Below are 24665 nucleotides of genomic sequence, written 5' to 3' on the forward strand. Positions count from 1 at the left end.
GATTATTTAAGCCTCAATAAATGGGTAATCTGTGTAGCCTTTTTCAGTACCGCCGTAGAACGATGATGAATCCGCCTCGTTTAATGACGCATCTGTTCTAAAACGTTCAACTAAATCAGGGTTAGCAATGAATGGTACACCATAAGCCACTACATCTGCGTGACCACTTGTAATCACTGCGTTACCACGTGCTTTATCATAAGCTAAATTAGCCATGTAAGCGCCTTTGAAGAGCTTACGTAATACATCAAAATCAAACGGATCTGCAATACCACCGCCGTGGATGCCACCTTCTACCACATGTAAGTAAGCGAGATTAAACTGATTTAACGACTCAGTGACATAGTTAAATAATGCTTGTGGGTTACTATCTTTCATATCATTGAAAGGATTCACAGGAGAAAGGCGCACACCTACTTTATCTGCACCAGCAACATCCACTACTGCTTTTGTTACCTCTAACAAGAATCGCACACGGTTCTCGAAACTACCACCGTACTGATCTGTACGTTTATTACTGCCATCGCGTAAGAACTGATCAAGTAAATAACCGTTAGCCGAATGAATTTCCACGCCATCAAAACCAGCCGCAAGTGCACACTTAGTGGCATGCACGTAGTCAGCAACAATCCCTGACAACTCATGCACATCTAAAGCACGCGGCTCAACGTAATCAACTAATCCTTGATAAGTAAATGCCTGACCAGCGGGCTTAATCGCAGAAGGCGCAACAGGCAATGCCCCATCAGGCAATAATGTCGGGTGAGAAATACGGCCTACATGCCATAACTGAATGACAATTTTTCCACCTTTAGCATGCACTGCATCGGTAATTTTCTTCCAGCCAGCGACTTGAGCATCGGTATAAATACCTGGCAATGCAGGATAGCCATGTGCCATCGCCGATATTGGAGTTGCTTCAGTCACAATCAGCCCAGCACTTGCGCGTTGCTCGTAATATGTCACATTGAGTGGCTGAGGTACGCCGTGTTCACCCGCTCTATTTCGTGTTAACGGGGCCATTACAATGCGGTTACTCAATTGCATACTTCCCAGCGTTACTGGGCTAAATAAGTCTAATGCCATTCATTACTCCTATATTTTCGAACTCACTAATACATTTGATTCAATAGATTTTTTAGTAAATAGTTTATTTTTAGTTATTTTTTTGGTTTTTCCGCAGAAGGTTTAACTGCCTCGATTAATAAAGTGATTTCTATGTCATCACCGACAGGTGCATTAGGCTTTAAACCCCAACCAAAACCATAATCAGATGCTTTAAGAGAAGTTTTAGCCTCAAACCCACTGCGCTCACCGCCCCATGGGTCGTTACCAAAACCCAACACTTTAAACGGTAACGCAATTTCTTTAGTTACACCATTCATTGTAAATTTGCCAGTCATCACGCCTTCAGTAGCACTTTTTGCTTCAATTTTTGTGCTGACAAAATGCATCTCAGAAAATTTTCCTGCGTTCAAGTAATCTTTTTCCTTGATATGTGCATCACGCTTAGCAAGTCCACTGTTGACGCTAAGCACATTAATTTTTGCATCCACTGATGAATTTGCTAAATTGTCAGCATCAACAGAAATATTGCCTGTAATGTCATTAAAAGTACCAGACGCCTTTGCGACAACATGACGGACGCTCCAGTTAGCAAAGCTATGTGCTGCATCAATGTTGTAAGTAACAGGTGCTGCAACAGCCATGTTCATACCTGAAAACAGTACGCCCAACAATAATGCTGTCGTTTTCAAATGTGTGTATTTCATATGTTATCCTTTTTCATTACTTAATTTTTATAACACAATTTTCATTAAATTATGGGCACCCTTAATTTAAAGCGCCCGCACTTTGCTTCTGCTTTACTTTACAGCGCGCACTGATTGATGACGAAGTATGATGCTTGGTCAAACTTAGCGACATAAAGTTGCATATCTGATACAACTCTATAATATCGTTCAATTACAACCACATATTATCATTCAAGTTAATTGAATCATTAAGAGCATGTTATTACTAATGAGAATATACTAATAGCAAATAATTTTGCATGGTTTGTTCAAAAAAATTGATTAAGATTTTCCTACTATTATGTCAATAAGACTCTCTTTAGAATCACTTGAAGTTTTAGATGCTATCGCACGCAAGGGGAGCTTTGCGGCCGCCGCAGAGTCATTGTTTCGCGTACCATCCGCAATTACCTATACAATAAGAAAACTTGAAGAAGACTTAAACGTTAAGCTATTTAACCGCAGTGGTCACCGTGCTGAGCTTACTTTAGCTGGGGCAGAGTTGCTCAAAGAAGGTCGCAACCTACTCAATGCCGCTAGCGAGCTAGAGTCACGTGTAAAACGTGTTGCTAAAGGCATTGAAACTGAACTCACCATTGCTGTAAGCGATTTGTTCAATGTCACTAGTGTTTACCCGCTACTAGAGAAATTTTATGCACAAAATTTCGGTACGAAAATAAAAATAATACAAGAAGTATATGGCGGCAGCTGGGATGCACTGATTAGCGGGCGGGCTGACATCTCTCTAGGTGCGCCAGGTGATGCGCCACCAAATGCAGGGGTTATGACAAAAGCGATTGGTACGCTAACATTTAGTTACGCAGTTGCGCCACATCATCCGCTAGCCAAATTGGCAGAGCCACTACAAAACCAAGATATTATTCGCTATCGTTCGGTTTCTGCAGCGGATAGTTCACGTAACTTGCCTCCACGCACTTCTGGTATTTTAACTGGGCAAGATGTACTCACCGTGCCTAATATGCACTTAAAGTTACAAGCACAAATTGCAGGCTTAGGCGCAGGCTATGTGCCCAATAAGCTATTAGAACAATACGTCAACAACGGCCAACTCATCATTAAACAAGTGGCTGAACCAAAACATGAAGGCACTATTTTCTTAGCTTGGCGTAGCGATGGTGGCAAAGCACAGCAATGGCTCATTAAACAATTCCAATTATTGAACATCAATGATATTTTATTATCATCCGCACAATGAAAGTAATAAGACATGTCCCAAGAACAACTACCAAGAAATTTCGAAAAAATTAACAGTTTTGCCATTAAAGCAATGCAATGGCTAAATGGCTTTGCACATATCATCATTGGGCTTGCACTTGCAACCTCCGTCATTATGTTTACTTGGTTGTTTTTTATAGATGTCTACGCAGCCGCTACTGCACATAATCTTGTGCATGGCTTTTTACATGCACTTGGTACACTAATGTTGCTCTGGTCAATTTCTGCACTGATCTCTGCAGAAATACGTTACCTACAAGGCAGCAAACTATTAGTAGAAACTTTTGTTGAAGTTGTACTCGTGTTGTTTTTACGTAAATTAATTGTCATGCCTGTGCAGGATCTTTCACCAACCACTGAAGAGATTGGAATATGGGTAGGTGGCGCTTTTGTTTTAGGTTTGATTTATGTATTGATCCGCTGGGGTCAAAAGCAAGAAGACTAAGCTATTGACTTACTGCATAAAAACATTAGGCTACCTCAAAAATGACAAGTAATTCTGCCCAAAGCTTGGAACAAGACCAAACTTTCATGTCACTCGCACTAGCACTAGCAGAACAGGCCGCCCTCGCAGGGGAGGTTCCTGTTGGGGCGATTATCGTGAAAGATGGAGAAATTATAGGTCGCGGTAGCAATGCACCCATCAGCTCACATGACCCTAGTGCGCATGCTGAAATTCAGGCCATGCGTGATGCTGCAAAACACTTAGGCAACTATCGCTTAGTTGATTGCACGCTTTATGTCACCTTAGAGCCTTGCGCAATGTGTACAGGTGCAATACAACATGCCAGAATTGCCAGACTAGTTTATGGTGCAAATGACCAAAAAACAGGTGCTTGCGGCAGTGTAGTCAACCTCATGGCAGAACAAAAGCTTAACCACCACACGCAAGTAGCAAGTGGCATCCTTGCTAACGAATGTGGGGCGGTACTATCACACTTTTTTTCTGAACGTCGTAAGCAAGCAAAACTGCAACGCCAATAAAAAACCCGCCGAAGCGGGTTTTTTAATATCTAAACGCATGTATTAACAAGACACGTTGTTTAGAAACGTTACTTAGTCATTACTGCCCATCAAGCCCATTAACAAGTGTAGCAAGCTAGTAAACAGGTTATAAATACTTAGATACAAGCCAAGCGTCGCCATTACGTAGTTAGTTTCACCACCGTTAACGATACGACTCACATCATACAAAATGAAGCCCGAGAACAGAATCACACCAACCGCAGACAAAGCAAGCGCCATAGCGGGGATTTGTAAAAAGATATTAGCCAATGAAGCAACGATTAGTAAAATAATACCAACCAATAAGAACTTGCCCATAAAGCTAAAGTCTTTTTTGGTAGTCGTTGCAATACCAGCCAATGTCATCAAAATAATACCTGTACCGCCAGCCGCTAAGCCAACGATTTGTGCGCCATTGCTTAGGTTGAGTGCATGTTGCAGAATTGGGCCAAGCAACATCCCCATTAAGAATGTTAGGCCTAATAAAAGTACCACTCCGAAACTGCTGTTACGGTTAGCAGAAATTGCTGCAAACAGACCATACATCACAGCCAAAGCACCAATTGCAAAAATAAATGGATGTTGCTGTGCAATCGAAAAATTCATGCTCATGCCAATAAAAGCACCAATCACTGTTGGAATCATTGTCAAACCCAACAACGCGTAAGTATTACGCAATACTCGATTTGTCGCTAGTTCAGCTGACTCTGAACGACCTAATACTGGGGTGTTGTCTAACATTGTTGTTTCCTTTACATTAAAATTACTACTACTAAGATACCGATTTAATCATTAAGTTTCAAGTACTTTTGTTAAGCAAACAGCTCACCTTCTACAATACCGACTTGCGCCACTTGGCGAACAGCACTGACAAATTCAGCGCTTTCATGCAAGGCATCCATCGTTAATGGGTGCCTATGCCCATGCATACGTGCAAGCCGACTCAAACTTTGTGCTGAAATTGTCCAGCTAAGATTAGCTAATAATTCATCTGCCATGGCTGGCTGATTACATAACAGCACCATATCACACCCAGCGTTAAGCGCCTCCAAAGCGCGACTTGTGACATCACCACCAGCTGTTGCCGCTTCCATACTTAAATCATCGCTAAAAATTACGCCATTAAACCCTAAGCGCTCGCGTAATACTTTTTGTAGCCAACGCGGTGAAAAACCAGCGGGTTTATTATCCACTTTAGCGTATATCACATGAGCAGGCATAATGGCCTGAATGCCATCATCAATTAGCATTCTAAAAGGCTGCATATCGTGCTGTGCAATTTGATCAAACTCACGCTCATCTACTGGCATGCTCACATGCGAATCAGCCACCACAAATCCATGCCCAGGAAAATGCTTACCAACAGCAGCCATGCCGCCTTTTTTTAAGCCTTGCATCAGCGCAAAAGCTAAATCACTAATCGCTTGCGGATTTAAATGAAACGCACGGTCACCTATGACTAAGCTATCACCGTAATCCATATCTAGCACTGGGGTAAAACTAAAATCTACACCATGGGCACGAAGCTCTGCGGCTAAAATCCAACCCGCTTCTGTGGCTAGCTCTTTGGCTTTTTTAGGATTTTTATCCCAAATCTTGCCAAATTCACGCATAGGTGGAATTTTAGTAAAGCCGTCTCTAAAACGCTGTACACGCCCGCCTTCATGATCAACTGCAATCAACAACGGCGGTTGACGTACTGCATGAATACTTGCAGTAAGCGCTTTAAGCTGCGCATTATTTTCATAATTACGCTTAAATAGAATTACGCCACCAACGAGTGGGTGTTTTAAACGTCGTATGTCGTCATCGGTTAATTCTGTGCCGACAACATCTAACATGACTGGACCTAAACTCATGCAATCTCTTTTCTTAATCTGGTTTTCTAACATCTAAAGCGTCGCGCAAATAGTCACCGCCTAGATTAATGGCTAAAATCAAACTCATCAAGCATCCGCCTACAATTAATACATAATGCGGCGCAATTAACATATAGCGCACAGCATCTCGCAACATCGCACCCCACGAGGCATCTGGCGCCTGTATCCCTAAACCAAGAAATGACAAGCTAGCCTCTGCAATCATGACGCTCGCCAAACTATAGGTGGCTTCTACCACTAAAATAGAAGCCAATAAAGGCAATATATGCCGAAACAGCAATCGCGGCACACCTGCGCCTAATGACTCTGCGGCTTGCACATGCTGACGATGACGCAAACTTAAAGTCTGTCCGCGTGTTAGTCGTGCGTAACTCACCCAACCCGTTAGACATAAAGCCATGATTAAGTTGCCAAGCCCAGGCCCCAATACAGCTCCAAAAGCAATCGCTAACAAAATACCAGGAAATGCTAAGAAAATATCGGTAATTTGCATCAATATTGCATCTACCCTACCTCCATAAAACCCAGCCAGTAAGCCGACAAACACGCCTATTGTCATGGTCACGCCAGTGACAATAAGCGCAACCAAGAACGACACTTCAACTCCACTTAACACGCGCGCTAAAATATCACGGCCTAAATCATCTGCACCGAACCAATGCTGGGCTGTAGGCGCTTGTAAAATCACCTCTAAATCAATCGCATTGGGGTTAAGCTGCAATAGGTTTCCGATGAGTACCGCGACCAACCAAAGCGCTAAAATTAAGTAGGAAAATAATTTCATTGAACAGTATTATTTCCCATGCACGTTAAGCATGATAGATTCATTAAGCATGGCGCACTCTAGGGTCTGCTAATCTATATAAAACATCTGTTGCCAGATTCACCAACACATAACTTAAAGCAACAATGAGTACACAAGCCTGAGTGACAGGATAATCACGTTTTTCTATACTCTCCACCAGCAATCTACCTACGCCATCCCAGCTAAAAATCGTTTCGGTGATCACCGTACCTGCCAACAAACTCCCCATCTGCAAGCCAACTATTGTAATGATCGGCAATAACGCTGCACGCAGTGCATGACGTAATATCACGGTTTGCTCACTTAACCCTTTAGCGCGTGCGGTACGAATATAATCATCGTTTAATACTTCCAGCAAACTAGTCCGTGTCATCCGTGTCAAAATCGCGCTCAAACCAAACCCTAAAGTGACAGCGGGTAAAATAATGGATGTCCCAGAATCCATGCCACTCACAGGTAACCAACCCAACCATACTGCAAATATCAGCATCAATACTGGCCCAAGCCAGAATGCAGGCATGGCAGATAAGCGCACGGAAATAATGGTTACGATGAAGTCTTGCCATTGCCCCGCTTTAAGCGCGGCGAAAATACCTAGTGGCACACCCACTAGAATACCAATGAATAATGACAGCAAAGCCAGTTTTAGTGTGGCTGGATAACGTGTTTGAATCAAATCAATAATCGGGGTTTGTGTATGAATCGACTGACCGAGGTCACCATGCATAAGCTTTACCAAATAATTTCCAAACTGCTTAACCAGCGGCTGATTTAAACCTAAATCTGCACGTAATGCTTCTCTATCTGCCATATTGGCCGACTCGCCCAGCATGACATCGACAGGATCACCTGGCACCAAATGTATCAGCAAAAAAGTGAGTAGTAATACGCCAAAAATGACGGTAAAGAAATTGACTAAGCGTTTGATGATGCTCATCAATATCTCTCGCCATATCGATAGCTATTAGCCAGCAATGGTTTGCTCACTAAAAAATCATGCTTCAGTGCTTGATACGTATTCATCAGATTTAAAAACACACGCATTACTCAGCAATCATGACAGAAGTACCTACTGGCACCCTATTAAACAACTCAATAATATCGACATTGCGCATGCGTATGCATCCGTGTGAGTCTGGTTTACCAACGGCGATAACATCTGGCGTACCATGAATATAAATATAGCGTTGCATGGTATCCACATTACCTAAACGATTTTTACCGAGCTCGTTACCTGATAGCCACAAAATACGTGTCAGTATCCAGTCACGGTTAGGAAATTCAGCCATCAATGCTGGTGTGCAAATTTCACCTGTGGGCCGACGGCCAACAAATACAGCATTGATTGGTTGATGATCGCCGATTTTGGCACGGATAATATGTGCACCTAAGGGCGTACAACCACTATTCTTTTCGCAACCTACGCCATTAGCGGCGCTAGAAATAGCGTATTGCGCGTTAACATTGCCCATATCATCAAGCAAGGTAAGCGTCTGCTGTAAAATAGAGATGTTAATGTGCATAAGTGCTTATTGTAGCTAAATCGTCCCAATTACCGTCTGGTTTTGGCGAGTAGTTGGTGATTTTTTTATTAAACACGGCAAACTGCCCCTCATACCATAGCGGAATAAAAGGCAATTGCTCATGAATTCTATCAGTAGCGGCCTGCCAGTCTTCTTTTGCAAGCATGCTGTCTAATGTTGCATCTGAAAATCGACCGCGGTTAAATCCGTTAGGTGGAAAGTGATTACTATCAAATACCTTGGTGTAGATTTCTGGTGTTTTGATACCCACCCAAGTCAGCCCAAATAGCTGGAAGTTACCTTGTTTGACATCTTCAAAGAACGTACCCCAATCTAAACTCCGAATTTCCAACTCAATGCCCGCGGGGCGCATTTGTGCTTGCAGTATCGTTGCGATACGCACACGCTGTGCATCAGTAGAAGTTTTATAGACAAGCTTTATTGGCAAACTAAGCCCAGCTTCAGTGAGTAAGTGTTTAGCAAGTTCGGGATTGTAGTCATAGGCTTTTAACCTAGGATTACCCGCATAATGCTCTGGCGGCAAAATGGCACCTGCAATACGCGTGTGATTAACCATTACTTTATCAATCAAAACTTGTCGATCAATCGCATGTGCAATGGCTTGCCTTACTTTAAGATTACTTAGCACAGGGTCTTGCATATTCAAGCCTAAATATGAGTAATTGGCGCCTGGGCTGTTTTTTACAGTGACCTCAGGCTTGGTTTGCAAGTACTTTACTAGCTCAGCAGGTAATTCACCTTGCAACAAATCAGTTTCACCACGCAATAACTTCAACACGCGCACAGTGGGATCTTTCACTTCACTGAGTGTAATGATTTGCCCATCGGCAACTCTACGCAACACTAACTTGTTATTTTTTTCAACAAACGCCAGTGGGCCATTACCTATTGGATGGCGCGCAAAGTCATGCTGTTGCTCAAGTAACCGTTTCGGCATAATCCCGATAATTAATTTCGCCGCAAAATAGGGGTCTGGCTGTTTAAGATAAAAAGTGAGATGTTCAGCATCATGCACGGTGATTTTTTGAATATTGGCATACTCAGCGCTGAGTGGTGAATTAGCCAATTGGACAATCGCATCATAAGTCGTCTTTACGTCCTCAGCATTTAGTGGCTGTTGATTGTGAAATAGTGGGCGCGGTGACCTTAGAGAAACAAGATACTCAGTTGCACTGACCATCTGCCAATCGGCTAACTTTGGGGTTGGCTTAAAATTTTGATCAAAATCGACTAAGGGCTGATAAATTAAACGAATCACCCGTTCAGATGCCGCATCTGTCGCCACTCTCGGGTCTAAACTCAAAGGCGCTTGAGATAGCGCAAAGTGAATAGGTGTGGATTGATGCACACTGACATCTCTGTTTGTATCTTTACTTGCAAAATCACAAGCATTGAGCTGTAAAAAACAGATTATTAATAAAATATTCAAATATTTCATGTGCGTCAGTTTACTTGATTTACAAAAATTAGGATTCAAACAAGCAACTGAAAATAGTCTTTTCTACCAGTTTTCTGCACGCATCATCAACTTTTAATTTTTTTGAATCGCAAACGATTTGATATGCATCAAATGTCATTTACTAAAGCTGCGACAAAATGCCACGTGTAAAACTCGCAATAAATTATTAATGGCATTTTAAAAGCACTTGGGGGAGAACTAAATGCAAGTCTCGAATTCGCAATCAACTACGTATAACGATTCCGTTGTACGGCAATTTTCTATCATGGCCGTGGTTTGGGGCGTGGTCGGCATGTTAGTAGGCGTAATTATCGCCGCTCAACTTGTTTGGCCTGAACTTAACCTAGGCTTACCTTGGACAAGTTTTGGCCGTTTACGACCACTTCATACGAATGCTGTGATTTTTGCATTTGGTGGCTGTACGTTATTTGCCACGTCATACTACGTAGTACAAAGAACCTGTCATACGACATTATTTCTACCATCATTAGCAAAGTTTACATTCTGGGGTTGGCAATTAGTCATTGTTGCTGCTGCGGTTTCATTGCCATTAGGCTTCACTCAAGGTAAAGAATATGCAGAGCTTGAGTGGCCAATTGACTTGCTGATTGCGGTTGTTTGGGTGTCTTATGCCATTGTATTTTTTGGCACGATTGGTACGCGTAAAGTAAAACATATTTATGTTGCAAACTGGTTCTTTGGCGCATTTATTCTTACCGTCGCTTTATTGCATATTGTAAACAGCGCGGCAATGCCAGCTAGCATGATGAAATCATACTCAGCTTATGCTGGTGTACAAGATGCAATGGTGCAATGGTGGTACGGTCATAACGCGGTTGGTTTCTTCTTAACAGCTGGTTTCTTAGGCATTATGTATTACTTTGTGCCAAAACAAGCAGACCGCCCGATATACTCATACAGCTTATCTATTGTGCACTTTTGGGCATTGATTTTCACTTATATGTGGGCGGGTCCTCACCACTTGCACTACACAGCACTGCCTGACTGGACACAGTCATTAGGCATGGCTTTCTCATTGATTTTATTAGCACCAAGCTGGGGTGGCATGATTAACGGCATGATGACCTTATCAGGCGCGTGGCACAAATTACGTACAGACCCAATTTTACGTTTCATGATTGTTTCATTGTCTTTCTACGGTATGAGTACGTTTGAAGGCCCAATGATGGCGATTAAAACAGTTAACTCACTTTCACACTACACAGACTGGACTGTTGGACACGTTCACTCAGGCGCTTTAGGCTGGGTTGGCTTGGTTTCAATGGGCGCTATCTACTACATGATTCCGCGCTTATTTGGTCAAAAACAAATGCACAGCATCAAGGCCATTGAGTTGCATTTTTGGCTAGCGACTGTAGGTATCGTACTTTACATCTCAGCACTTTGGATTTCAGGTGTGATGGAAGGTTTAATGTGGCGTGCAATTAATACTGATGGCACATTGACATACACTTTTGTTGAGTCTGTTAAAGCAAAACAACCTTACTACATCATTCGTATGTTGGGTGGCCTGCTCTATCTAAGTGGCATGACTATCATGTTGTGGAACGTTATTAAAACAGCAACCAGTGGTAAAGCTGCTACAGCCACAATTCCACCAGTTGCTGCTCACGCTTAAGGAAAACAATCATGTCTAATCAAGATAAAAATACTGGCTTCAGCCACGAAAAAATTGAGACCAGCAACTTTCTGATGATTGTGCTGATACTGGTCGTTGTTGCGTTTGGTGGGCTAGTAGAAATCGTACCGTTGTTCTTTCAAAAATCAACCACTGAGCCAATTAAAGGTTTAGAGCCATACACAGCAGTGCAACTTGCTGGACGAGACATCTACATTCGCGAAGGTTGCTATAACTGCCACTCGCAAATGATTCGTCCGTTCCGTGCTGAAACATTGCGTTATGGCCATTACTCAGTCGCTGGCGAGTTTGTTTACGACCACCCATTCCAATGGGGCAGTAAACGTACAGGTCCAGACCTACACCGTGTTGGTGGTAAATATAGTGATGAATGGCAACGTATTCACTTAATTAACCCACGCGACCTTGTACCTGAGTCAATTATGCCAGCCTACCCTTGGTTGGAAACTACCAAAGTAGATGCAGCCTCTCTTGCGCCAAATATGCGTGCATTACGTGCAGTAGGCGTGCCATACACTGATGAGCAAATTGAAGGTGCGGCTGAAGAAGCCAAGGGTGTATCTGAATTAGATGCGGTCATTGCTTACTTGCAAGTATTAGGCACACATCTTAAATAAATTAACTTAGAAACTAGGGAGCAATACCATGGATATCAATACGCTACGGATTCTTGCCACGATTGCTAGCTTTGCCGTGTTTCTAGGCATCATGGGTTGGACTTGGAAACGCCGTAATACATCAGATTTTAAAGAAGCAGCTAACCTGCCCTTTACTAATGATTAAAGTTTAAAAGACTAAATAAACACTTTTTAAAACTTCATTTTAGAAGTTTAGAGGAAAACAAAATGAGCGACTTTACCAGTAGTTTTTGGCCAATATTCATCACGGTGATATCTTTGGCTGGTGTAATTGGTTGTGCATTGTTACTATGGGTGACTAGCAAAATTAAAGCTAATAGTCCAAATGGTGACAATACAAACGGGCATGTGTGGGATGAAAACCTGCGTGAAATGAATAACCCATTACCACGTTGGTGGGTATGGATGTTTATTATCACGATTGTGTTTTCATTGTTTTACTTCTTAGCTTACCCGGCACTTGGTGGTTACGCTGGCAAGTTAGGCTGGTCACAAGTAGGTCAATATGAGCAAGAAATGGCTGCAGCTAACGCAAAAGTGGCACCGATTTATGCCAAATTTGCGGCAATGCCAATTGAAGAACTCGCTACCAATAAGGAAGCACAAGCCATTGGTGAGCGTTTATTTATGAACAACTGTGCGCTATGTCACGGTTCTGATGCACACGGCAGTAAAGGCTTTCCTAACTTAACGGATCATGACTGGATTTATGGCGGTAGCCCTGAGAAAATCACAGAAACTATCACCAATGGCCGTATGGGGATGATGCCCCCGATGGCTGCTGCGGTTGGCAATGAAGAAGATGTTAAGAATGTAGCTCACTATGTACTTAGCCTCTCTGCTAGCAAACACGACACCGCACGCGCCGCATTAGGTAAAGAGAAGTTTGCAGTGTGTGCAGCTTGCCATGGTGCTGATGGAACAGGTAATCAAGCATTGGGTGCGCTTAACTTAACAGACAACATTTGGCTACATGGTGCTGGTGAAGAAGCGATTATCAAACGTATCAATCTTGGCGTGACTAACCAAATGCCAGCGCAGTCAGCTAAATTCTCACCTGAGCAGATCCACGTACTCACTGCTTATGTTTGGAGTTTATCTAATAACACTAACCCTCAATAAAGGTATTCACATTTAATATGAGCAATACTAAAGACCCGAAGGCCTCAACAAGCGCATTAGATGCGCCTAACGAGACAACTGTGATTAATTTGTACGCTGCTGCGGAAAAAATATATCCGCGCAGCACCTTCGGGTTCTTTACTAAATGGCGCTGGGTCATGATCTGGCTCACGCAAATAGTTTTTTACGGCATTCCATGGATTGAATGGGGTAGCCGCCAAGCCTTATTATTTGACTTAGAAGCCAAACGCTTTTATATCTTTAACTTAGTCTTATATCCGCAAGACCTGATTTACCTCACTGCCATTCTCATCATCTCCGCCTTATCACTATTTTTATTCACAGCCATTGCTGGACGATTATGGTGTGGCTACACCTGCCCACAAACTGTCTACACCGAAATATTTCTTTGGATTGAGGCAAAAATAGAGGGTGACCGCGCCGCGCGTATGAAATTAGATGATGCTGGAATGTCCAGCAAGAAACTCGTTAAAAAGGCTACTAAGCATTTTGTATGGATTGCATTTGCGTTATGGACTGGTTTTACATTTGTAGGCTACTTCACCCCAATTCGTGAATTAAGCACTGCAGTAGTCAATATGGGCCTTGGGCCTTGGGAGACATTCTGGATTGGATTCTACGGGTTTGCAACATACGGCAATGCAGGATTTATGCGTGAACAAGTTTGTAAGTATATGTGCCCTTACGCACGGTTCCAAAGTGCAATGTTCGACGATGATACGTTAATCGTCACTTATGATGAGGCTCGAGGTGAACCTCGTGGCAGTCGTTCACGTAAAGCAGATTTAACAAACCAGAAATTAGGTTCATGTATTGATTGCAGTATGTGTGTACAAGTGTGTCCCACTGGCATTGATATCCGTAAGGGATTGCAATATGAATGTATTGGTTGCGGCGCATGTGCTGATGTTTGCGACACCGTCATGGATAAAATGGGTTACGAACGTGGGTTAGTGAAATACTCGACACAAACCGCGATGACCAATGGTTGGTCACATGCGCAAATGTTAAAACGTATCTTACGTCCGCGCGTAATGATTTATGCAACTGTACTCATTTTGCTAGTGGTCACTTTATTAACGAGTTTATGGTTACGCTCTCCATTTAAAGTAGATGTCATTCGTGACCGTGGTGTCATGGCTCGCTTGGCTGAAGGTGGAATGTTGGAAAATGTATATCGCTTACAGATTATGAACGCTACGGAATCTACACAGCATTACCAATTGAAAGCCACTGGACTTGATCAACTGGTGATTCAATCAGATGTATTAGATGCTAATCATACAGTAGCGGTTAACCCTGCTGAGTCTCGTGGAGTTCCAGTAAGGTTGCAGATTCCAGATGGGTCAATGAAGTCTGGCTCTCATACAGTGATATTTGAGATTAAAGCAACCGGGAGTAATGCAGTTGTCACTGAAAAATCGATCTTTCTAGTGCCTAGATAACTAGCGCTTAATAAGCGACACATACTCTTAAAAGGTATGACGGGATTGAGGTAAGCAACACCAATAAAACGAATATTACGAAGCAAAGTTAATGTACTTTTAATGTAAACCACACCCGAACAACATGAATTGTTTTAATCAGAGGTAAATATGAGCAATCTAAACAGCAGTGACTTAAGTTCTGAAACTACATCAAAGGCATGGTGGCATTACGGTCATATGTGGCTTGTGGTTGGCGGGCCATTAACTGTCGTTGTCGCATCATTTATTACACTTTACTTTGCCATCAAAGTACCTGACCCTGTCGTGGATGCAGACTACTACCGCAAAGGGATTGAAATTAACCAAACACTAGAAGGTAGGCATGATGGTTTAGTTCCAGCGATTCAAGGACGAAACCATGCCGCAACTGGCATTAAACCTACCAACCCTTAATCATTGCTCCTGCCGTCTAGAAGCAACTAATATTATCTGAGGGAAATAGAACCACTTTGCTGTTGGTTCTATCCTGCATAACCTGCTAATCTAATGACCATGTTTTATGGTGTGCCTTCCAGTAGTTTTTAACAAAAAAATCTCAGCCCAACCAACAACAGTGCTAACTATTAAATTGACAACATGAAGTGAACTTCATGTTGATATGAAAGCTCACTATTTTTTATAAAAATAATGATGTTAAAAAAACTGCTAATATTATCTACTCAATAGTTAGTCAATAAGTGCAACTCATGAAGACCATGGCCACAATCAGACACATTTAGCTGATTGATAGGCTTAAAGGAGAATGACCGATGAGCGACAAAACAGACAACAACGTATTATCTAGCAACGAACTTAGACTCACACACCAATACTGGAGCGCTTGTAACTATTTAGCCGCGGGTATGATCTATCTCCGTGACAATCCACTTCTAAAGCAGCCGCTCAAGCCAGAACATATCAAGCAACGCTTACTTGGACATTGGGGCTCTAGCCCAGGACTAAGTTTTGCTTATGTACATATCAACCGCTTAATCAAGAAGTTTGATCTAAACGCCATCTTTTTAGCAGGTCCAGGGCATGGTGCGCCTGGTGTGTTAGGTCCAATTTACCTAGAGGGCACTTATAGTGAGGTTTACCCAAACAAAAGTGAAGATGAAGAAGGCCTAAAGCACTTTTTTAAAGAGTTCTCATTCCCTGGTGGTATCGGTAGCCACTGCACACCAGAAATGCCGGGCTCAATTCATGAAGGAGGCGAGCTAGGCTATAGTATTTCACATGCATTTGGCGCCGCTTACGACAACCCAGACCTGCTGGTTACCGTTATGGTTGGCGATGGTGAGTCTGAAACAGGTCCACTTGCCACTTCTTGGCATTCTAATAAGTTTCTTAATCCCATTCGTGATGGTGCTGTATTGCCAATACTGCATCTCAATGGCTATAAAATTAATAACCCCAGTATTCTTTCCCGTATTTCACATGATGAACTCAAACATCTATTCATGGGATACGGATGGACGCCATATTTTGTGGAGGGTAGCGACCCGAACACCATGCATCAAAAAATGGCTGCCACACTAGAACAATGCATTAATGAGATTAAAGCAATACAAAAAACAGCACGCGACACCAACAACCCCAAGCGCCCACTGTGGCCGATGATTGTTTTGCGCAGCCCTAAAGGGTGGACTGGCCCTCAAGAAGTAGATGGTCATAAAGTAGAAGGTTTTTGGAGAGCGCATCAAGTACCAATGAGCAATATAAAGGATAATCCTCAGCATCTAGCACAACTAGAAACCTGGTTGAGGAGCTATCAACCTGAAACGCTATTTGATGAAAATGGGCAATTAAATGCCGAACTGAAATCGCTTGCACCTCACAAAGAACGCCGCATGAGTGCTAACCCTCACAGCAATGGAGGCTTGTTGCGCAAGGCATTGCGCATGCCAAACTTTGACGACTATGCGGTTGCATTAGAAGCACCAGCAAAGATTTCAGCACCAAACACAAAACCACTAGGTAAGTTCTTACGCGACATCATGCAAAAAAATATGCATAATTTTCGCGTATTCGGTCCAGATGAAAACAGCTCAAACAAACTTGATGATATTTATGAGGTAAGTAAAAAAACTTGGCTAGCTGACTACTTGCCAGAAGATACTGATGGTGGCGAACTGTCTCCAGATGGTCGCGTCATGGAGATGTTATCTGAACATACTGTTGAAGGCTGGTTAGAGGGCTATTTACTCACGGGTCGCCACGGTTTCTTCTCAACTTATGAGTCTTTTGTTCACGTGATTGACTCGATGTTTAACCAACATGCAAAATGGCTGGCTATGTCTAAAGATGTGCCATGGCGCGCACCTATTTCATCTTTAAATTTACTCATCACCTCTACAGTATGGCGGCAAGATCACAACGGCTTTACGCATCAAGACCCTGGCTTTTTAGACATTGTGGTAAACAAAAGCCCAGAAGTCACACGTATTTACCTGCCACCTGATGTGAACTGCTTACTTTCTGTAGCAAACCACTGCCTTAACAGCACAGACTACATTAATGTCATTGTTTGCGACAAACAGAAGCATCTGCAATATTTAAATATGGACGCGGCGATTGAGCATTGCACAAAAGGTCTAGGTATATGGGATTGGGCAAGTAACGACCAAGGTGAAGAGCCTGACTTAGTGATGGCATGTGCGGGCGACATCCCCACCAAAGAAGCGCTGGCCGCAACATCCTTATTACGCGAGCATTTTCCAAAACTTAAAGTGCGCTTCATTAACGTCGTAGACCTCTACAAATTATCACCTCAAATTGAGCACCCACATGGCTTGTCTGATCGTGAGTTTGATAGCCTGTTTACTACCAACAAGCCCATCATTTTTAACTTCCATGGCTATCCATATTTGATACACCGCCTTGCCTATCGCCGCACCAACCATTGTAATTTGCATGTGCGCGGCTATAAAGAGAAAGGCAGTATCAACACCCCATTAGAACTCGCTATACAAAATCAGATTGACAGATTTAGCCTAGCGATTGATGCTATCAACCGCATTCCATCTCTACAAAAAATTGGTGGGCATGTGCAAGAACAGCTTCGCAACAGACAGATTGAATGTTGCAGATACGCCTATGAACATGGCGTTGATCTACCAGAAGAAGACGAGTGGACATGGAAACATTAACCACGCTCACCATCAATTGTGGCTCATCCAGCCTCAAAGCCAGCTTATTTCTGTCAGATGGTCAACGTATTAATTATTGCTACAGGCAAACCCCAGATCAAAAACATGGTAACTATCACGCCAAAGCTTTTGAGCAATTACTGGATGACTTAAAAGTTGCACTCACAAACGATAACAGGACCTTACAAAAACATACGCTGTTAATTGGTCATCGGTTTGTACATGGCGGTGATATTGCCGAAGCTGCCAGACTGATTGACGCCAATGAACGCAGCAGGCTTGAAAGCATCACACACTTAGCACCACTTCACATGCCAAGTAACCTGCAAGGTGTAGATATTTGTACGCAAGCGTTTGCTGATCGATTTAAGCTAGTTCAAGTCGCCTGTTTTGATACAGCCTTTCATCACACCCTTTCAGAACTAGCTTACCGCCTCCCAATACCCAAAGCACTCGACTATCGGCGCTATGGCTTTCATGGGCTCAATTATGCAAACATCGCACAACAACTAACCCAGCATATTGGCGCAACTGCAAATGGTCATGTTGTGATTGCGCATCTTGGTAGTGGTGCTAGTTTATGCCTGATTAAAAATTTACGCTCTATTGATACCAGTATGGGCTACTCCCCTGCTGGTGGTATTCCAATGGCAACACGTAGCGGAGATATTGACCCAGGGGTGATGTTAGAGCTGACAAAAGACCATGACTATCATGCACTTTCAGAACTTGTTTATCAAAAAATGGGCTTATTGGCACTATCAAATGGTGAAAGTAGCGATATGTCGACACTGATTGCAAGTACTAGCGCTCATGCCAAGTTTGCAATTGCTTTTTTTACAAGACAAGTTAGGGCTACAATAGGTGCATACGCAGCAAAAGTGGGCGGCCTTGATGCCATTGTCTTTACAGGCGGCATTGGAGAACACTCTGCATTGGTACGCGCGATGATTTGTGATCATCTTGAGTTTATGGGATTCAAATTAAATATTGAAAAAAACCAACAACATGCCACAGTGTTAAGCAACATGGATTCAAAACCTATTTTGATGATTCCAGCCGATGAGGAAGCAGAAATGGCTAGATTAGCCTATAGTTTCAGCCATCTATAATTTTAGTGATTAGGCAACGCTTTATTGAGGAGAGTAACATGCAACCCATTACCCATGTAGTCGCAGGTACTGATTTTTCAGCAGAAGCAGATTTGGCCGTCAATCGTGCCGCCTTAATTAGTAAAGCACTTGGTGCAAAACTGCATCTGATCCATGTAGTACATCCGCTTGATCTATACGCGGGTTCAGAGCTTTCCTTCAGTTTTCAAACACACTACCAACAAGCACAGCAAGAAATAGTCAAAACGCAAATAGACACATTGGCATTTCAACTTCGTGAGCAATTTAATATAGCGGTAGAAGCCGCCACCCGCATAGGTCGTGCACATACTGAAATCTCTCAGTATGCTGACCAAGTCAACGCTGGGCTAGTTGTGACAGGGGCTCAAGGTGAACATAGCCTGCTTGAAAAACTACTAGGCTCAACAACTTCACGGCTCATGACAGTTTCAAAATGCTCAATTTTAATTGTTAAAAATAAAGACGCCACCACACCGCCATACCGCCATGTCATTGCAGCGGTGAACTTCTCTGCTGGTGCTGAAAAAGTGCCTGCACTCACACGGACAATCGCTCCAGATGCTCAAATCGAGGGTTTGCTGATATTTGATACCAATCAGGAAGCGCATATGTACAAGGCCGGCATGAATGAAGCATTATTACAACAGTACCGCACTCAAGCATTAGCAGATGCAGATAGCAGACTCAGTGCAATTTTTAATGAGCAGACCCTTGGTACAAAAGTATCTAGAACAATACTGTCTGGCTACCCGTCACAAAGTATTTGTAATCATGCAAAAACGCAGCGCGCTGATTTAATCACGATAGGTAAAAATGAGAAAAGCGGGATTGAAAACTGGTTACTTGGTAGTGTAAGTAAAGGTGTTGCCTATTCTGCAACCTGTGATGTACTTTTAACCAACTAAGAATACTGATTTAAACTACACCGATGACGACAATTAATTAAACAAGCCGCTCCACAGAAACAGGATGCACAACATTTCCAGAAAGCTCATATGCAGAAATATTGGCAATGGTAGTACTAGCAATCTCTGTTAATGCCTCATCAGTAAAGAATGCCTGATGTCCAGTAATGACTACGTTTGGAAACGTCAATAAGCGCGCAAATACATCATCATGAATAACGGTGCTGGATAAATCCCTGAAAAATAGATTCTCTTCCTCTTCGTATACATCAAGCCCTAAGCTACCAATCACACCAGACTTTAATCCACGAATAATCGCACGAGTATCAATGACAGCTCCTCGACTAATATTAATCAGCATCACCCCAGCCCGCATCTGCTTAATCGCTTTTTCATCAATTAAATGATGCGTTTCAGGCGTTAGTGGGCAATGTAAACTGACAATATCACTACTACTCAATAATTCTTCAAGTGCTACATAACTTGCACCAACTTCTATACACTGCTGATTGGGATATGGGTCATACGCCAACACTTTACAACCAAAACCCACCATGATTTTTGCCACACATTGGCCAATTTTGCCTGTGCCAACTACACCAACAGTTTTGCCATACATGTCAAAACCGAGCAGTCCATCTAATGAAAAATTAGCTTCCCGTACACGGGCGCTAGCACGGTGAATCTTACGATTCAGGGTCAACATTAAGGCAACGGCATGTTCAGCTACTGAATGTGGTGAATATTCTGGTACGCGTGCCACAGTAATACCATGTCGTTTTGCGGCCTCTAAGTCGACGTGATTAAAACCAGCACAGCGCAAAGTGATTAACTGCACACGCTGTTTTGCAAGGATTGCAATCACTTCAGCATCAAGCACGTCATTCACAAAGACACACACAGCTTGCGCACCCTCAGCAGCAAAAGCAGTCGTTGAGTCGAGTCTAGGTTCTAAATAAACCAGTTGATGCTGACCCGAATTGGCTGAATCAAGATAAGTTTTGTCGTAAGATTTAGTGCTAAATACAGCAACGCGCATTTTTACTCGCTATCATGAAATAAACCAACCAAAAACGCTAGCAACGCCTCAATGCAGTCTAATATGATGTATTAACCAAGCAATATCATCATGGACTAACATACACCGTGATTCCATATTCTCGGATACGTTGCCCCATTGCTTCAAGCCATTCAGCAGGTAATCTTGACAGCCTATCGACCTCAACCTGCTCTGAGCGACGCGCCAGCCCATAAAGATGCACACCTTTAATGACATCCTTTGCTTGACTAACCAGAGTAAGGTAATCATTGATATCAGCTTCACTTGGCAGCAATCCATCTAAGGAAAACATGCAGGTTTGTATATAGGTTGGGCAAGCGATCGCACACTGCCTTAAGCGTTGTAAGTGACTCTCTGGATTTAGATTCACATCGTTCACACGTGCAATCGCATCCTTAGAGCCACCATCTACTTTAAACCAAACCTCGCCATTCAGCTTTGCCAGATGCTTCATGCTCTCAAGTACCAAAGGTTTATCCATCAAACTCCCATTGGTGATAAGCCTCACTTTAATTTTTCCAAGCAGGTCAAAATCACGCAATACCTGTTCTACTAGTGTCAGGACTTGTGGAAACTCTTTTGCACTGGTTGGCTCACCATTACCTGAAAATGCAATGTCTTTAAGCTGACGATCCTCTTCATTAACGTGCTTTTGCATAAAGTCACCATGCAACACGTCATGAAGAAACGCTCGCAACTCTTGCTCTAGGATATCTAACTCAATAGCGGGCGGTGACCCTCTAGTAAGGTTAGGCACATTACAATAGATACAACGCCAATTACACGCGTTATTGACATTAAGATTAATGCCAACAGACACGCCACCAGCACGCCGTGAAATTACTGGATAAATATACTTGAGCCCGACGACATCACGGTTATGGTCTGTGGTGCTAAGGTGAATTTTTATGGTCATGCAGGAATCATTACTTTTAAGTCTTAGATTTTAAGTCGTAGATTGACTTGAAATTGGTCATTAAAATAAGTAAATCTTTACAATACTCACTAAAAGTAAGTTTGCGGATTGAATATTTTCTTTAATGCATCAGGTGCAATTATTTTGACGTAACGTTGCTTGACTTCAATAATGCCATCTTCACTAAATTTAGAAAAAGCACGGCTCACTGTTTCTAATTTAAGACCCAGATAACTCCCAATCTCTTCGCGTGTCATCCTTAGCACTAATTCAGACTGAGATAAGCCTCTAGCATGTAAACGTTGTACAAGGTTCAGCAAAAATGCCGCCAAACGCTCTTCCGCACGCATATTACCTAAGAGCATCATCACACTATTCTCACGCACAATTTCACGGCTCATAATTTTGTGTACATGCCGCTGCAACACAGGCAACTCTCTAGATAGATCTTCAATCGTTGCAAAAGGCATCACACAGACTTCAGCATCCTCCAACGCAATAGCATTACAGTTATGGTGATCACTGACAATACCATCCATACCAATGATTTCACCGGCCATTTGGAAGCCAGTCACTTGCTCCCGGCCATCTTCGCTGGTCACACAGGTTTTAAAAAATCCAGTACGGATTGCATAGAGAGAAGTAAAGGTATCCCCACTATTAAATAGCAACTCACCCTGTTTCACGCGGCGGCGTTTTTCAACGACTTCATCAAGCCTTTTCATTTCATCGGCGTTAAAACCGACAGGCATGCAAAGCTCGCGCAGATTACAGTTTGAGCAAGCGACTTTAATGGCTTCTGGATTTAAAACAGGTTGCATAATGTGCCCATTGATACGATTTTAATAAGGATACCGCTTTCAGCAGTTTGCCGCTAGTGAATTAAATAATCATTATTCATAATTATCTTTTGATGTGTATCAAAGTACTTTAGTGGCAGTAGTGGCAAAGTAGAGTCCTGTAGTTTGCCCTGTAAATTTAGATGTATGTAATCACAACAAAAATGCTCTGTAGCTAGGCGAACTGCAGCAACAAACCTAACTTAAGTTGGGTAAAAAGGCCATAGTGCAGAGTGTATTTTTATATTTACAGGATAAACCCAAAGGTTTAGGAGTCACAAATGATGGTTGCCGACAATACAATCAATTTTCCTAGCAATCAACCGACAAACACTAAAGTTGGGGAGGAAAGTGCCGTCCCTACGTTAACACCAGAAACCTTACAAAAATTTGACGTTTCAGGTCCTAGATATACCTCTTACCCGACCGCAGATCGATTTGTTGAAGCATTTACTGAAGAATCTTACAAGCAAACCTTAGCTCAACGTCGTATTGGTGGCTTAACACTGCCTTTATCTATTTATGTACATATCCCATTTTGTGAGTCACTCTGCTTTTTTTGTGCTTGCAACAAAATCGTGACTAAACATCACGAGCGTAGCGCGGAGTACTTAAGATATCTAAGCCGCGAGATTGACTTACACATCGAGCACTTAGGGGCTGGTCAAACCATCTCACAATTGCACTTAGGCGGTGGCTCACCTACTTTTTTTAGCGATGAAGAACTCAGCGAACTGATGGCAATGATACGTCGCAGTTTTGTGTTAGCGCCTCATGGTGAATACTCAATAGAGGTTGACCCACGTACAGTGAATGAACAACGTTTGAAACACTTAGCAGAACTTGGATTTAACCGTCTCAGCTTTGGTGTTCAAGACTTTGATCCAGAAGTACAAAAAGCGGTGCATCGCATTCAACCAGCAGAACAAGTATTCTCGCTAATGGAAGCAGCACGACGCTTCAAATTTGATTCAGTCAATGTTGATCTGATTTATGGCTTACCTAAGCAATCTCCAGAGTCATTTTCAAAAACTTTATCGCAAATTGTGGAGTTAAGACCTGAAAGAATAGCATTATATGCTTATGCACATTTGCCTGAGCGCTTTAAGCCTCAACGTAGAATTGATGCTTACGAGCTACCAGCGGCATCTGCAAAGATTGCGATGCTATCTAATGCGATTTCAACATTCCTTAACGCAGGTTATGTATATGTAGGTATGGATCATTTTGCCCTGCCTACAGACGCACTAGCCATCGCCAAACGCCAAGGCCGCCTACATCGCAACTTCCAAGGCTATAGTACACAACCAGATTGTGACTTAATTAGCCTGGGCGTTTCTGCAATTGGTCGCGTAGGTGCAACTTATAGTCAAAATGCTAAAACACTAGAAGAATATTACGATTTTCTTAATCAAGGTCGATTCCCAATCGTACGTGGCCTAGCATTAACACGCGACGACCTAGTACGTCGGGCCGTGATTATGGCCATCATGTGCCAGGGTGAATTGCAGTATGAATCTATAGAACTTGCCTATATGATTAACTTTAAAGAATACTTTGCCTCAGAACTGGAACTACTTAAAGAACTAGAAAAAACTGGCATGATTATCTTAGAAAACTCAGGTCTGCAAGTCACAGACTTTGGATGGTTCTTCGTACGTGCGGTAGGCATGATTTTTGACCGTTACTTACAAACAGATCGCAACCGTGCTCGGTTCTCTAAAATCATTTAAATAACAATTTAAGCAATAAAATGGGTGTGCAGGATGTTAATCCAGCACACCGCTGCATCACCTCAGAACTAGCTTAAAGCCACTTCAAAGCCACGTAGTCAGTACAATCTCCCATAAAACTGCTAAACATATACCGCTAAGCTAAGAACACTTCTACAAAAATTTCAAACAAGTTAAAGATATTTCATTAAAAATCTACTCAGGTGATATATAGATAAAAAAAGCCCCTGCTACTAGGACAACAGGGGCAAATGTGGAGCCTTAAAATCTTGAATTAAATTGTTTTAGTTTTAACGCATTG

Annotated in this window: 24 protein-coding genes; 13 read left to right on the forward strand and 11 right to left on the reverse strand. The window is 42.5% G+C overall.

Annotated elements, in window-relative coordinates:
• Nucleotides 1-6: 6 nt before the first annotated feature.
• Together Q7U33_RS00060 and Q7U33_RS00065 are read right to left on the reverse strand one after the other, a co-directional pair.
• Nucleotides 7-1086, reverse strand: coding sequence for an alkene reductase (locus Q7U33_RS00060; protein ID WP_304857229.1), 1080 nt, complete (start codon nt 1084-1086; stop codon nt 7-9).
• A 74-nt stretch (nt 1087-1160) separates the two neighbouring features.
• On the reverse strand, nt 1161-1772 hold the full coding sequence (locus Q7U33_RS00065) for a YceI family protein (protein ID WP_304857231.1): 612 nt from the start codon (nt 1770-1772) through the stop codon (nt 1161-1163).
• Nucleotides 1773-2094: 322 nt separating this feature from the next.
• Between Q7U33_RS00065 and Q7U33_RS00070 the strand changes: the two genes are divergently transcribed.
• The 3 genes from Q7U33_RS00070 to tadA are packed head-to-tail and all read left to right on the forward strand — an operon-like array spanning nt 2095 to nt 4013.
• The gene (locus Q7U33_RS00070; protein WP_304857233.1) at nt 2095-3009 is read left to right on the forward strand and encodes a LysR family transcriptional regulator; all 915 of its coding nucleotides are present in this window, start codon (nt 2095-2097) and stop codon (nt 3007-3009) included.
• Nucleotides 3010-3021: 12 nt separating this feature from the next.
• Nucleotides 3022-3474, forward strand: coding sequence for a phosphate-starvation-inducible PsiE family protein (locus tag Q7U33_RS00075; protein ID WP_304857235.1), 453 nt, complete (start codon nt 3022-3024; stop codon nt 3472-3474).
• Nucleotides 3475-3515: 41 nt separating this feature from the next.
• Entirely contained in the window at nt 3516-4013 is a 498-nt protein-coding gene (tadA, locus tag Q7U33_RS00080) for a tRNA adenosine(34) deaminase TadA (RefSeq protein WP_304857237.1), read from the forward strand.
• A 72-nt stretch (nt 4014-4085) separates the two neighbouring features.
• Here the strand turns inward: tadA and Q7U33_RS00085 are convergent, their stop codons facing one another.
• From Q7U33_RS00085 to Q7U33_RS00110, 6 genes are all read right to left on the reverse strand, one after another.
• Nucleotides 4086-4775: a Bax inhibitor-1/YccA family protein gene (locus Q7U33_RS00085; RefSeq protein WP_304857239.1), complete on the reverse strand. Its 690-nt coding sequence runs from the start codon at nt 4773-4775 to the stop codon at nt 4086-4088.
• 71 nt (nt 4776-4846) lie between these two features.
• On the reverse strand, nt 4847-5893 hold the full coding sequence (gene nagZ, locus Q7U33_RS00090) for a beta-N-acetylhexosaminidase (protein ID WP_304857242.1): 1047 nt from the start codon (nt 5891-5893) through the stop codon (nt 4847-4849).
• A gap of 13 nt (nt 5894-5906) precedes the next feature.
• A complete protein-coding gene (locus tag Q7U33_RS00095; protein WP_304857244.1) occupies nt 5907-6698 on the reverse strand; it encodes an ABC transporter permease in 792 nt (263 codons plus the stop codon).
• 43 nt (nt 6699-6741) lie between these two features.
• Entirely contained in the window at nt 6742-7656 is a 915-nt protein-coding gene (gene nikB / locus Q7U33_RS00100) for a nickel ABC transporter permease (protein WP_304857246.1), read from the reverse strand.
• A gap of 106 nt (nt 7657-7762) precedes the next feature.
• Complete coding sequence (locus Q7U33_RS00105; RefSeq protein ID WP_304857248.1) at nt 7763-8242, reverse strand: L,D-transpeptidase; 480 nt, start codon at nt 8240-8242, stop codon at nt 7763-7765.
• A complete protein-coding gene (locus tag Q7U33_RS00110; RefSeq protein WP_304857250.1) occupies nt 8232-9701 on the reverse strand; it encodes an ABC transporter substrate-binding protein in 1470 nt (489 codons plus the stop codon). The genes Q7U33_RS00105 and Q7U33_RS00110 overlap by 11 nt, the downstream gene beginning before the upstream one ends.
• Before the next feature lie 223 nt (nt 9702-9924).
• On the opposite strand from Q7U33_RS00110, the gene ccoN reads away from it, so the two are divergent.
• The 9 genes from ccoN to Q7U33_RS00155 all read left to right on the forward strand — a co-directional run bounded on the left by ccoN (nt 9925) and on the right by Q7U33_RS00155 (nt 19816).
• Nucleotides 9925-11361 carry a cytochrome-c oxidase, cbb3-type subunit I gene (ccoN, locus tag Q7U33_RS00115; RefSeq protein ID WP_304857253.1) on the forward strand — a complete coding sequence of 479 codons (1437 nt, stop codon included), beginning with the start codon at nt 9925-9927 and terminating at the stop codon, nt 11359-11361.
• 11 nt (nt 11362-11372) lie between these two features.
• On the forward strand, nt 11373-11999 hold the full coding sequence (gene ccoO, locus Q7U33_RS00120; RefSeq protein ID WP_304857255.1) for a cytochrome-c oxidase, cbb3-type subunit II: 627 nt from the start codon (nt 11373-11375) through the stop codon (nt 11997-11999).
• A gap of 28 nt (nt 12000-12027) precedes the next feature.
• Nucleotides 12028-12165 (forward strand): cbb3-type cytochrome c oxidase subunit 3, encoded by a 138-nt coding sequence (locus Q7U33_RS00125; protein WP_304857257.1) that lies wholly within the window; start codon nt 12028-12030, stop codon nt 12163-12165.
• A gap of 62 nt (nt 12166-12227) precedes the next feature.
• Entirely contained in the window at nt 12228-13142 is a 915-nt protein-coding gene (ccoP, locus tag Q7U33_RS00130) for a cytochrome-c oxidase, cbb3-type subunit III (protein ID WP_304857259.1), read from the forward strand.
• 17 nt (nt 13143-13159) lie between these two features.
• Nucleotides 13160-14608: a cytochrome c oxidase accessory protein CcoG gene (gene ccoG, locus Q7U33_RS00135; protein ID WP_304857262.1), complete on the forward strand. Its 1449-nt coding sequence runs from the start codon at nt 13160-13162 to the stop codon at nt 14606-14608.
• Between the two features lie 150 nt (nt 14609-14758).
• Entirely contained in the window at nt 14759-15043 is a 285-nt protein-coding gene (locus tag Q7U33_RS00140) for a FixH family protein (RefSeq protein WP_304857264.1), read from the forward strand.
• 356 nt (nt 15044-15399) lie between these two features.
• Nucleotides 15400-17778 carry a phosphoketolase gene (locus Q7U33_RS00145; RefSeq protein WP_304857266.1) on the forward strand — a complete coding sequence of 793 codons (2379 nt, stop codon included), beginning with the start codon at nt 15400-15402 and terminating at the stop codon, nt 17776-17778.
• Nucleotides 17766-18890 carry an acetate/propionate family kinase gene (locus Q7U33_RS00150; protein WP_304857268.1) on the forward strand — a complete coding sequence of 375 codons (1125 nt, stop codon included), beginning with the start codon at nt 17766-17768 and terminating at the stop codon, nt 18888-18890. The genes Q7U33_RS00145 and Q7U33_RS00150 overlap by 13 nt, the downstream gene beginning before the upstream one ends.
• A 38-nt stretch (nt 18891-18928) precedes the next feature.
• Entirely contained in the window at nt 18929-19816 is an 888-nt protein-coding gene (locus Q7U33_RS00155) for a universal stress protein (protein WP_304857270.1), read from the forward strand.
• A gap of 37 nt (nt 19817-19853) precedes the next feature.
• On the opposite strand, the gene Q7U33_RS00160 is transcribed toward Q7U33_RS00155, so the two are convergent.
• From Q7U33_RS00160 to fnr, 3 genes are all read right to left on the reverse strand, one after another.
• A complete protein-coding gene (locus Q7U33_RS00160; protein ID WP_304857272.1) occupies nt 19854-20855 on the reverse strand; it encodes a 2-hydroxyacid dehydrogenase in 1002 nt (333 codons plus the stop codon).
• Nucleotides 20856-20943: 88 nt separating this feature from the next.
• Nucleotides 20944-21792 (reverse strand): radical SAM protein, encoded by an 849-nt coding sequence (locus tag Q7U33_RS00165; RefSeq protein ID WP_304857274.1) that lies wholly within the window; start codon nt 21790-21792, stop codon nt 20944-20946.
• A gap of 89 nt (nt 21793-21881) precedes the next feature.
• Complete coding sequence (gene fnr, locus Q7U33_RS00170; protein WP_304857275.1) at nt 21882-22613, reverse strand: fumarate/nitrate reduction transcriptional regulator Fnr; 732 nt, start codon at nt 22611-22613, stop codon at nt 21882-21884.
• 302 nt (nt 22614-22915) lie between these two features.
• Here fnr and hemN point away from each other — a divergent pair, with 302 nt between their 5' ends.
• Entirely contained in the window at nt 22916-24364 is a 1449-nt protein-coding gene (hemN, locus tag Q7U33_RS00175) for an oxygen-independent coproporphyrinogen III oxidase (protein WP_304857429.1), read from the forward strand.
• Nucleotides 24365-24665: the final 301 nt, after the last annotated feature.

It is taken from the genome of Methylotenera sp., assembly GCF_030653755.1.
Taxonomy (GTDB): Bacteria; Pseudomonadota; Gammaproteobacteria; order Burkholderiales; family Methylophilaceae; genus Methylotenera.

Bases quoted from the DNA above. Each gene is read 5' to 3' on its own strand.
- Q7U33_RS00105 (WP_304857248.1), bottom strand. From the start codon at position 8,242: ATGCACATTAACATCTCTATTTTACAGCAGACGCTTACCTTGCTTGAT.
- ccoG (WP_304857262.1), top strand. From the start codon at position 13,160: ATGAGCAATACTAAAGACCCGAAGGCCTCAACAAGCGCATTAGATGCG.
- Q7U33_RS00155 (WP_304857270.1), top strand. From the start codon at position 18,929: ATGCAACCCATTACCCATGTAGTCGCAGGTACTGATTTTTCAGCAGAA.
- Q7U33_RS00160 (WP_304857272.1), bottom strand. From the start codon at position 20,855: ATGCGCGTTGCTGTATTTAGCACTAAATCTTACGACAAAACTTATCTT.
- ccoN (WP_304857253.1), top strand. From the start codon at position 9,925: ATGCAAGTCTCGAATTCGCAATCAACTACGTATAACGATTCCGTTGTA.
- hemN (WP_304857429.1), top strand. From the start codon at position 22,916: ATGGTTGCCGACAATACAATCAATTTTCCTAGCAATCAACCGACAAAC.
- fnr (WP_304857275.1), bottom strand. From the start codon at position 22,613: ATGCAACCTGTTTTAAATCCAGAAGCCATTAAAGTCGCTTGCTCAAAC.
- Q7U33_RS00110 (WP_304857250.1), bottom strand. From the start codon at position 9,701: ATGAAATATTTGAATATTTTATTAATAATCTGTTTTTTACAGCTCAAT.
- Q7U33_RS00095 (WP_304857244.1), bottom strand. From the start codon at position 6,698: ATGAAATTATTTTCCTACTTAATTTTAGCGCTTTGGTTGGTCGCGGTA.
- Q7U33_RS00085 (WP_304857239.1), bottom strand. From the start codon at position 4,775: ATGTTAGACAACACCCCAGTATTAGGTCGTTCAGAGTCAGCTGAACTA.
- Q7U33_RS00165 (WP_304857274.1), bottom strand. From the start codon at position 21,792: ATGACCATAAAAATTCACCTTAGCACCACAGACCATAACCGTGATGTC.
- Q7U33_RS00145 (WP_304857266.1), top strand. From the start codon at position 15,400: ATGAGCGACAAAACAGACAACAACGTATTATCTAGCAACGAACTTAGA.
- Q7U33_RS00140 (WP_304857264.1), top strand. From the start codon at position 14,759: ATGAGCAATCTAAACAGCAGTGACTTAAGTTCTGAAACTACATCAAAG.
- nagZ (WP_304857242.1), bottom strand. From the start codon at position 5,893: ATGAGTTTAGGTCCAGTCATGTTAGATGTTGTCGGCACAGAATTAACC.
- Q7U33_RS00125 (WP_304857257.1), top strand. From the start codon at position 12,028: ATGGATATCAATACGCTACGGATTCTTGCCACGATTGCTAGCTTTGCC.
- Q7U33_RS00075 (WP_304857235.1), top strand. From the start codon at position 3,022: ATGTCCCAAGAACAACTACCAAGAAATTTCGAAAAAATTAACAGTTTT.
- tadA (WP_304857237.1), top strand. From the start codon at position 3,516: ATGACAAGTAATTCTGCCCAAAGCTTGGAACAAGACCAAACTTTCATG.
- Q7U33_RS00060 (WP_304857229.1), bottom strand. From the start codon at position 1,086: ATGGCATTAGACTTATTTAGCCCAGTAACGCTGGGAAGTATGCAATTG.
- Q7U33_RS00070 (WP_304857233.1), top strand. From the start codon at position 2,095: ATGTCAATAAGACTCTCTTTAGAATCACTTGAAGTTTTAGATGCTATC.
- ccoP (WP_304857259.1), top strand. From the start codon at position 12,228: ATGAGCGACTTTACCAGTAGTTTTTGGCCAATATTCATCACGGTGATA.
- ccoO (WP_304857255.1), top strand. From the start codon at position 11,373: ATGTCTAATCAAGATAAAAATACTGGCTTCAGCCACGAAAAAATTGAG.
- nikB (WP_304857246.1), bottom strand. From the start codon at position 7,656: ATGAGCATCATCAAACGCTTAGTCAATTTCTTTACCGTCATTTTTGGC.
- Q7U33_RS00065 (WP_304857231.1), bottom strand. From the start codon at position 1,772: ATGAAATACACACATTTGAAAACGACAGCATTATTGTTGGGCGTACTG.
- Q7U33_RS00150 (WP_304857268.1), top strand. From the start codon at position 17,766: ATGGAAACATTAACCACGCTCACCATCAATTGTGGCTCATCCAGCCTC.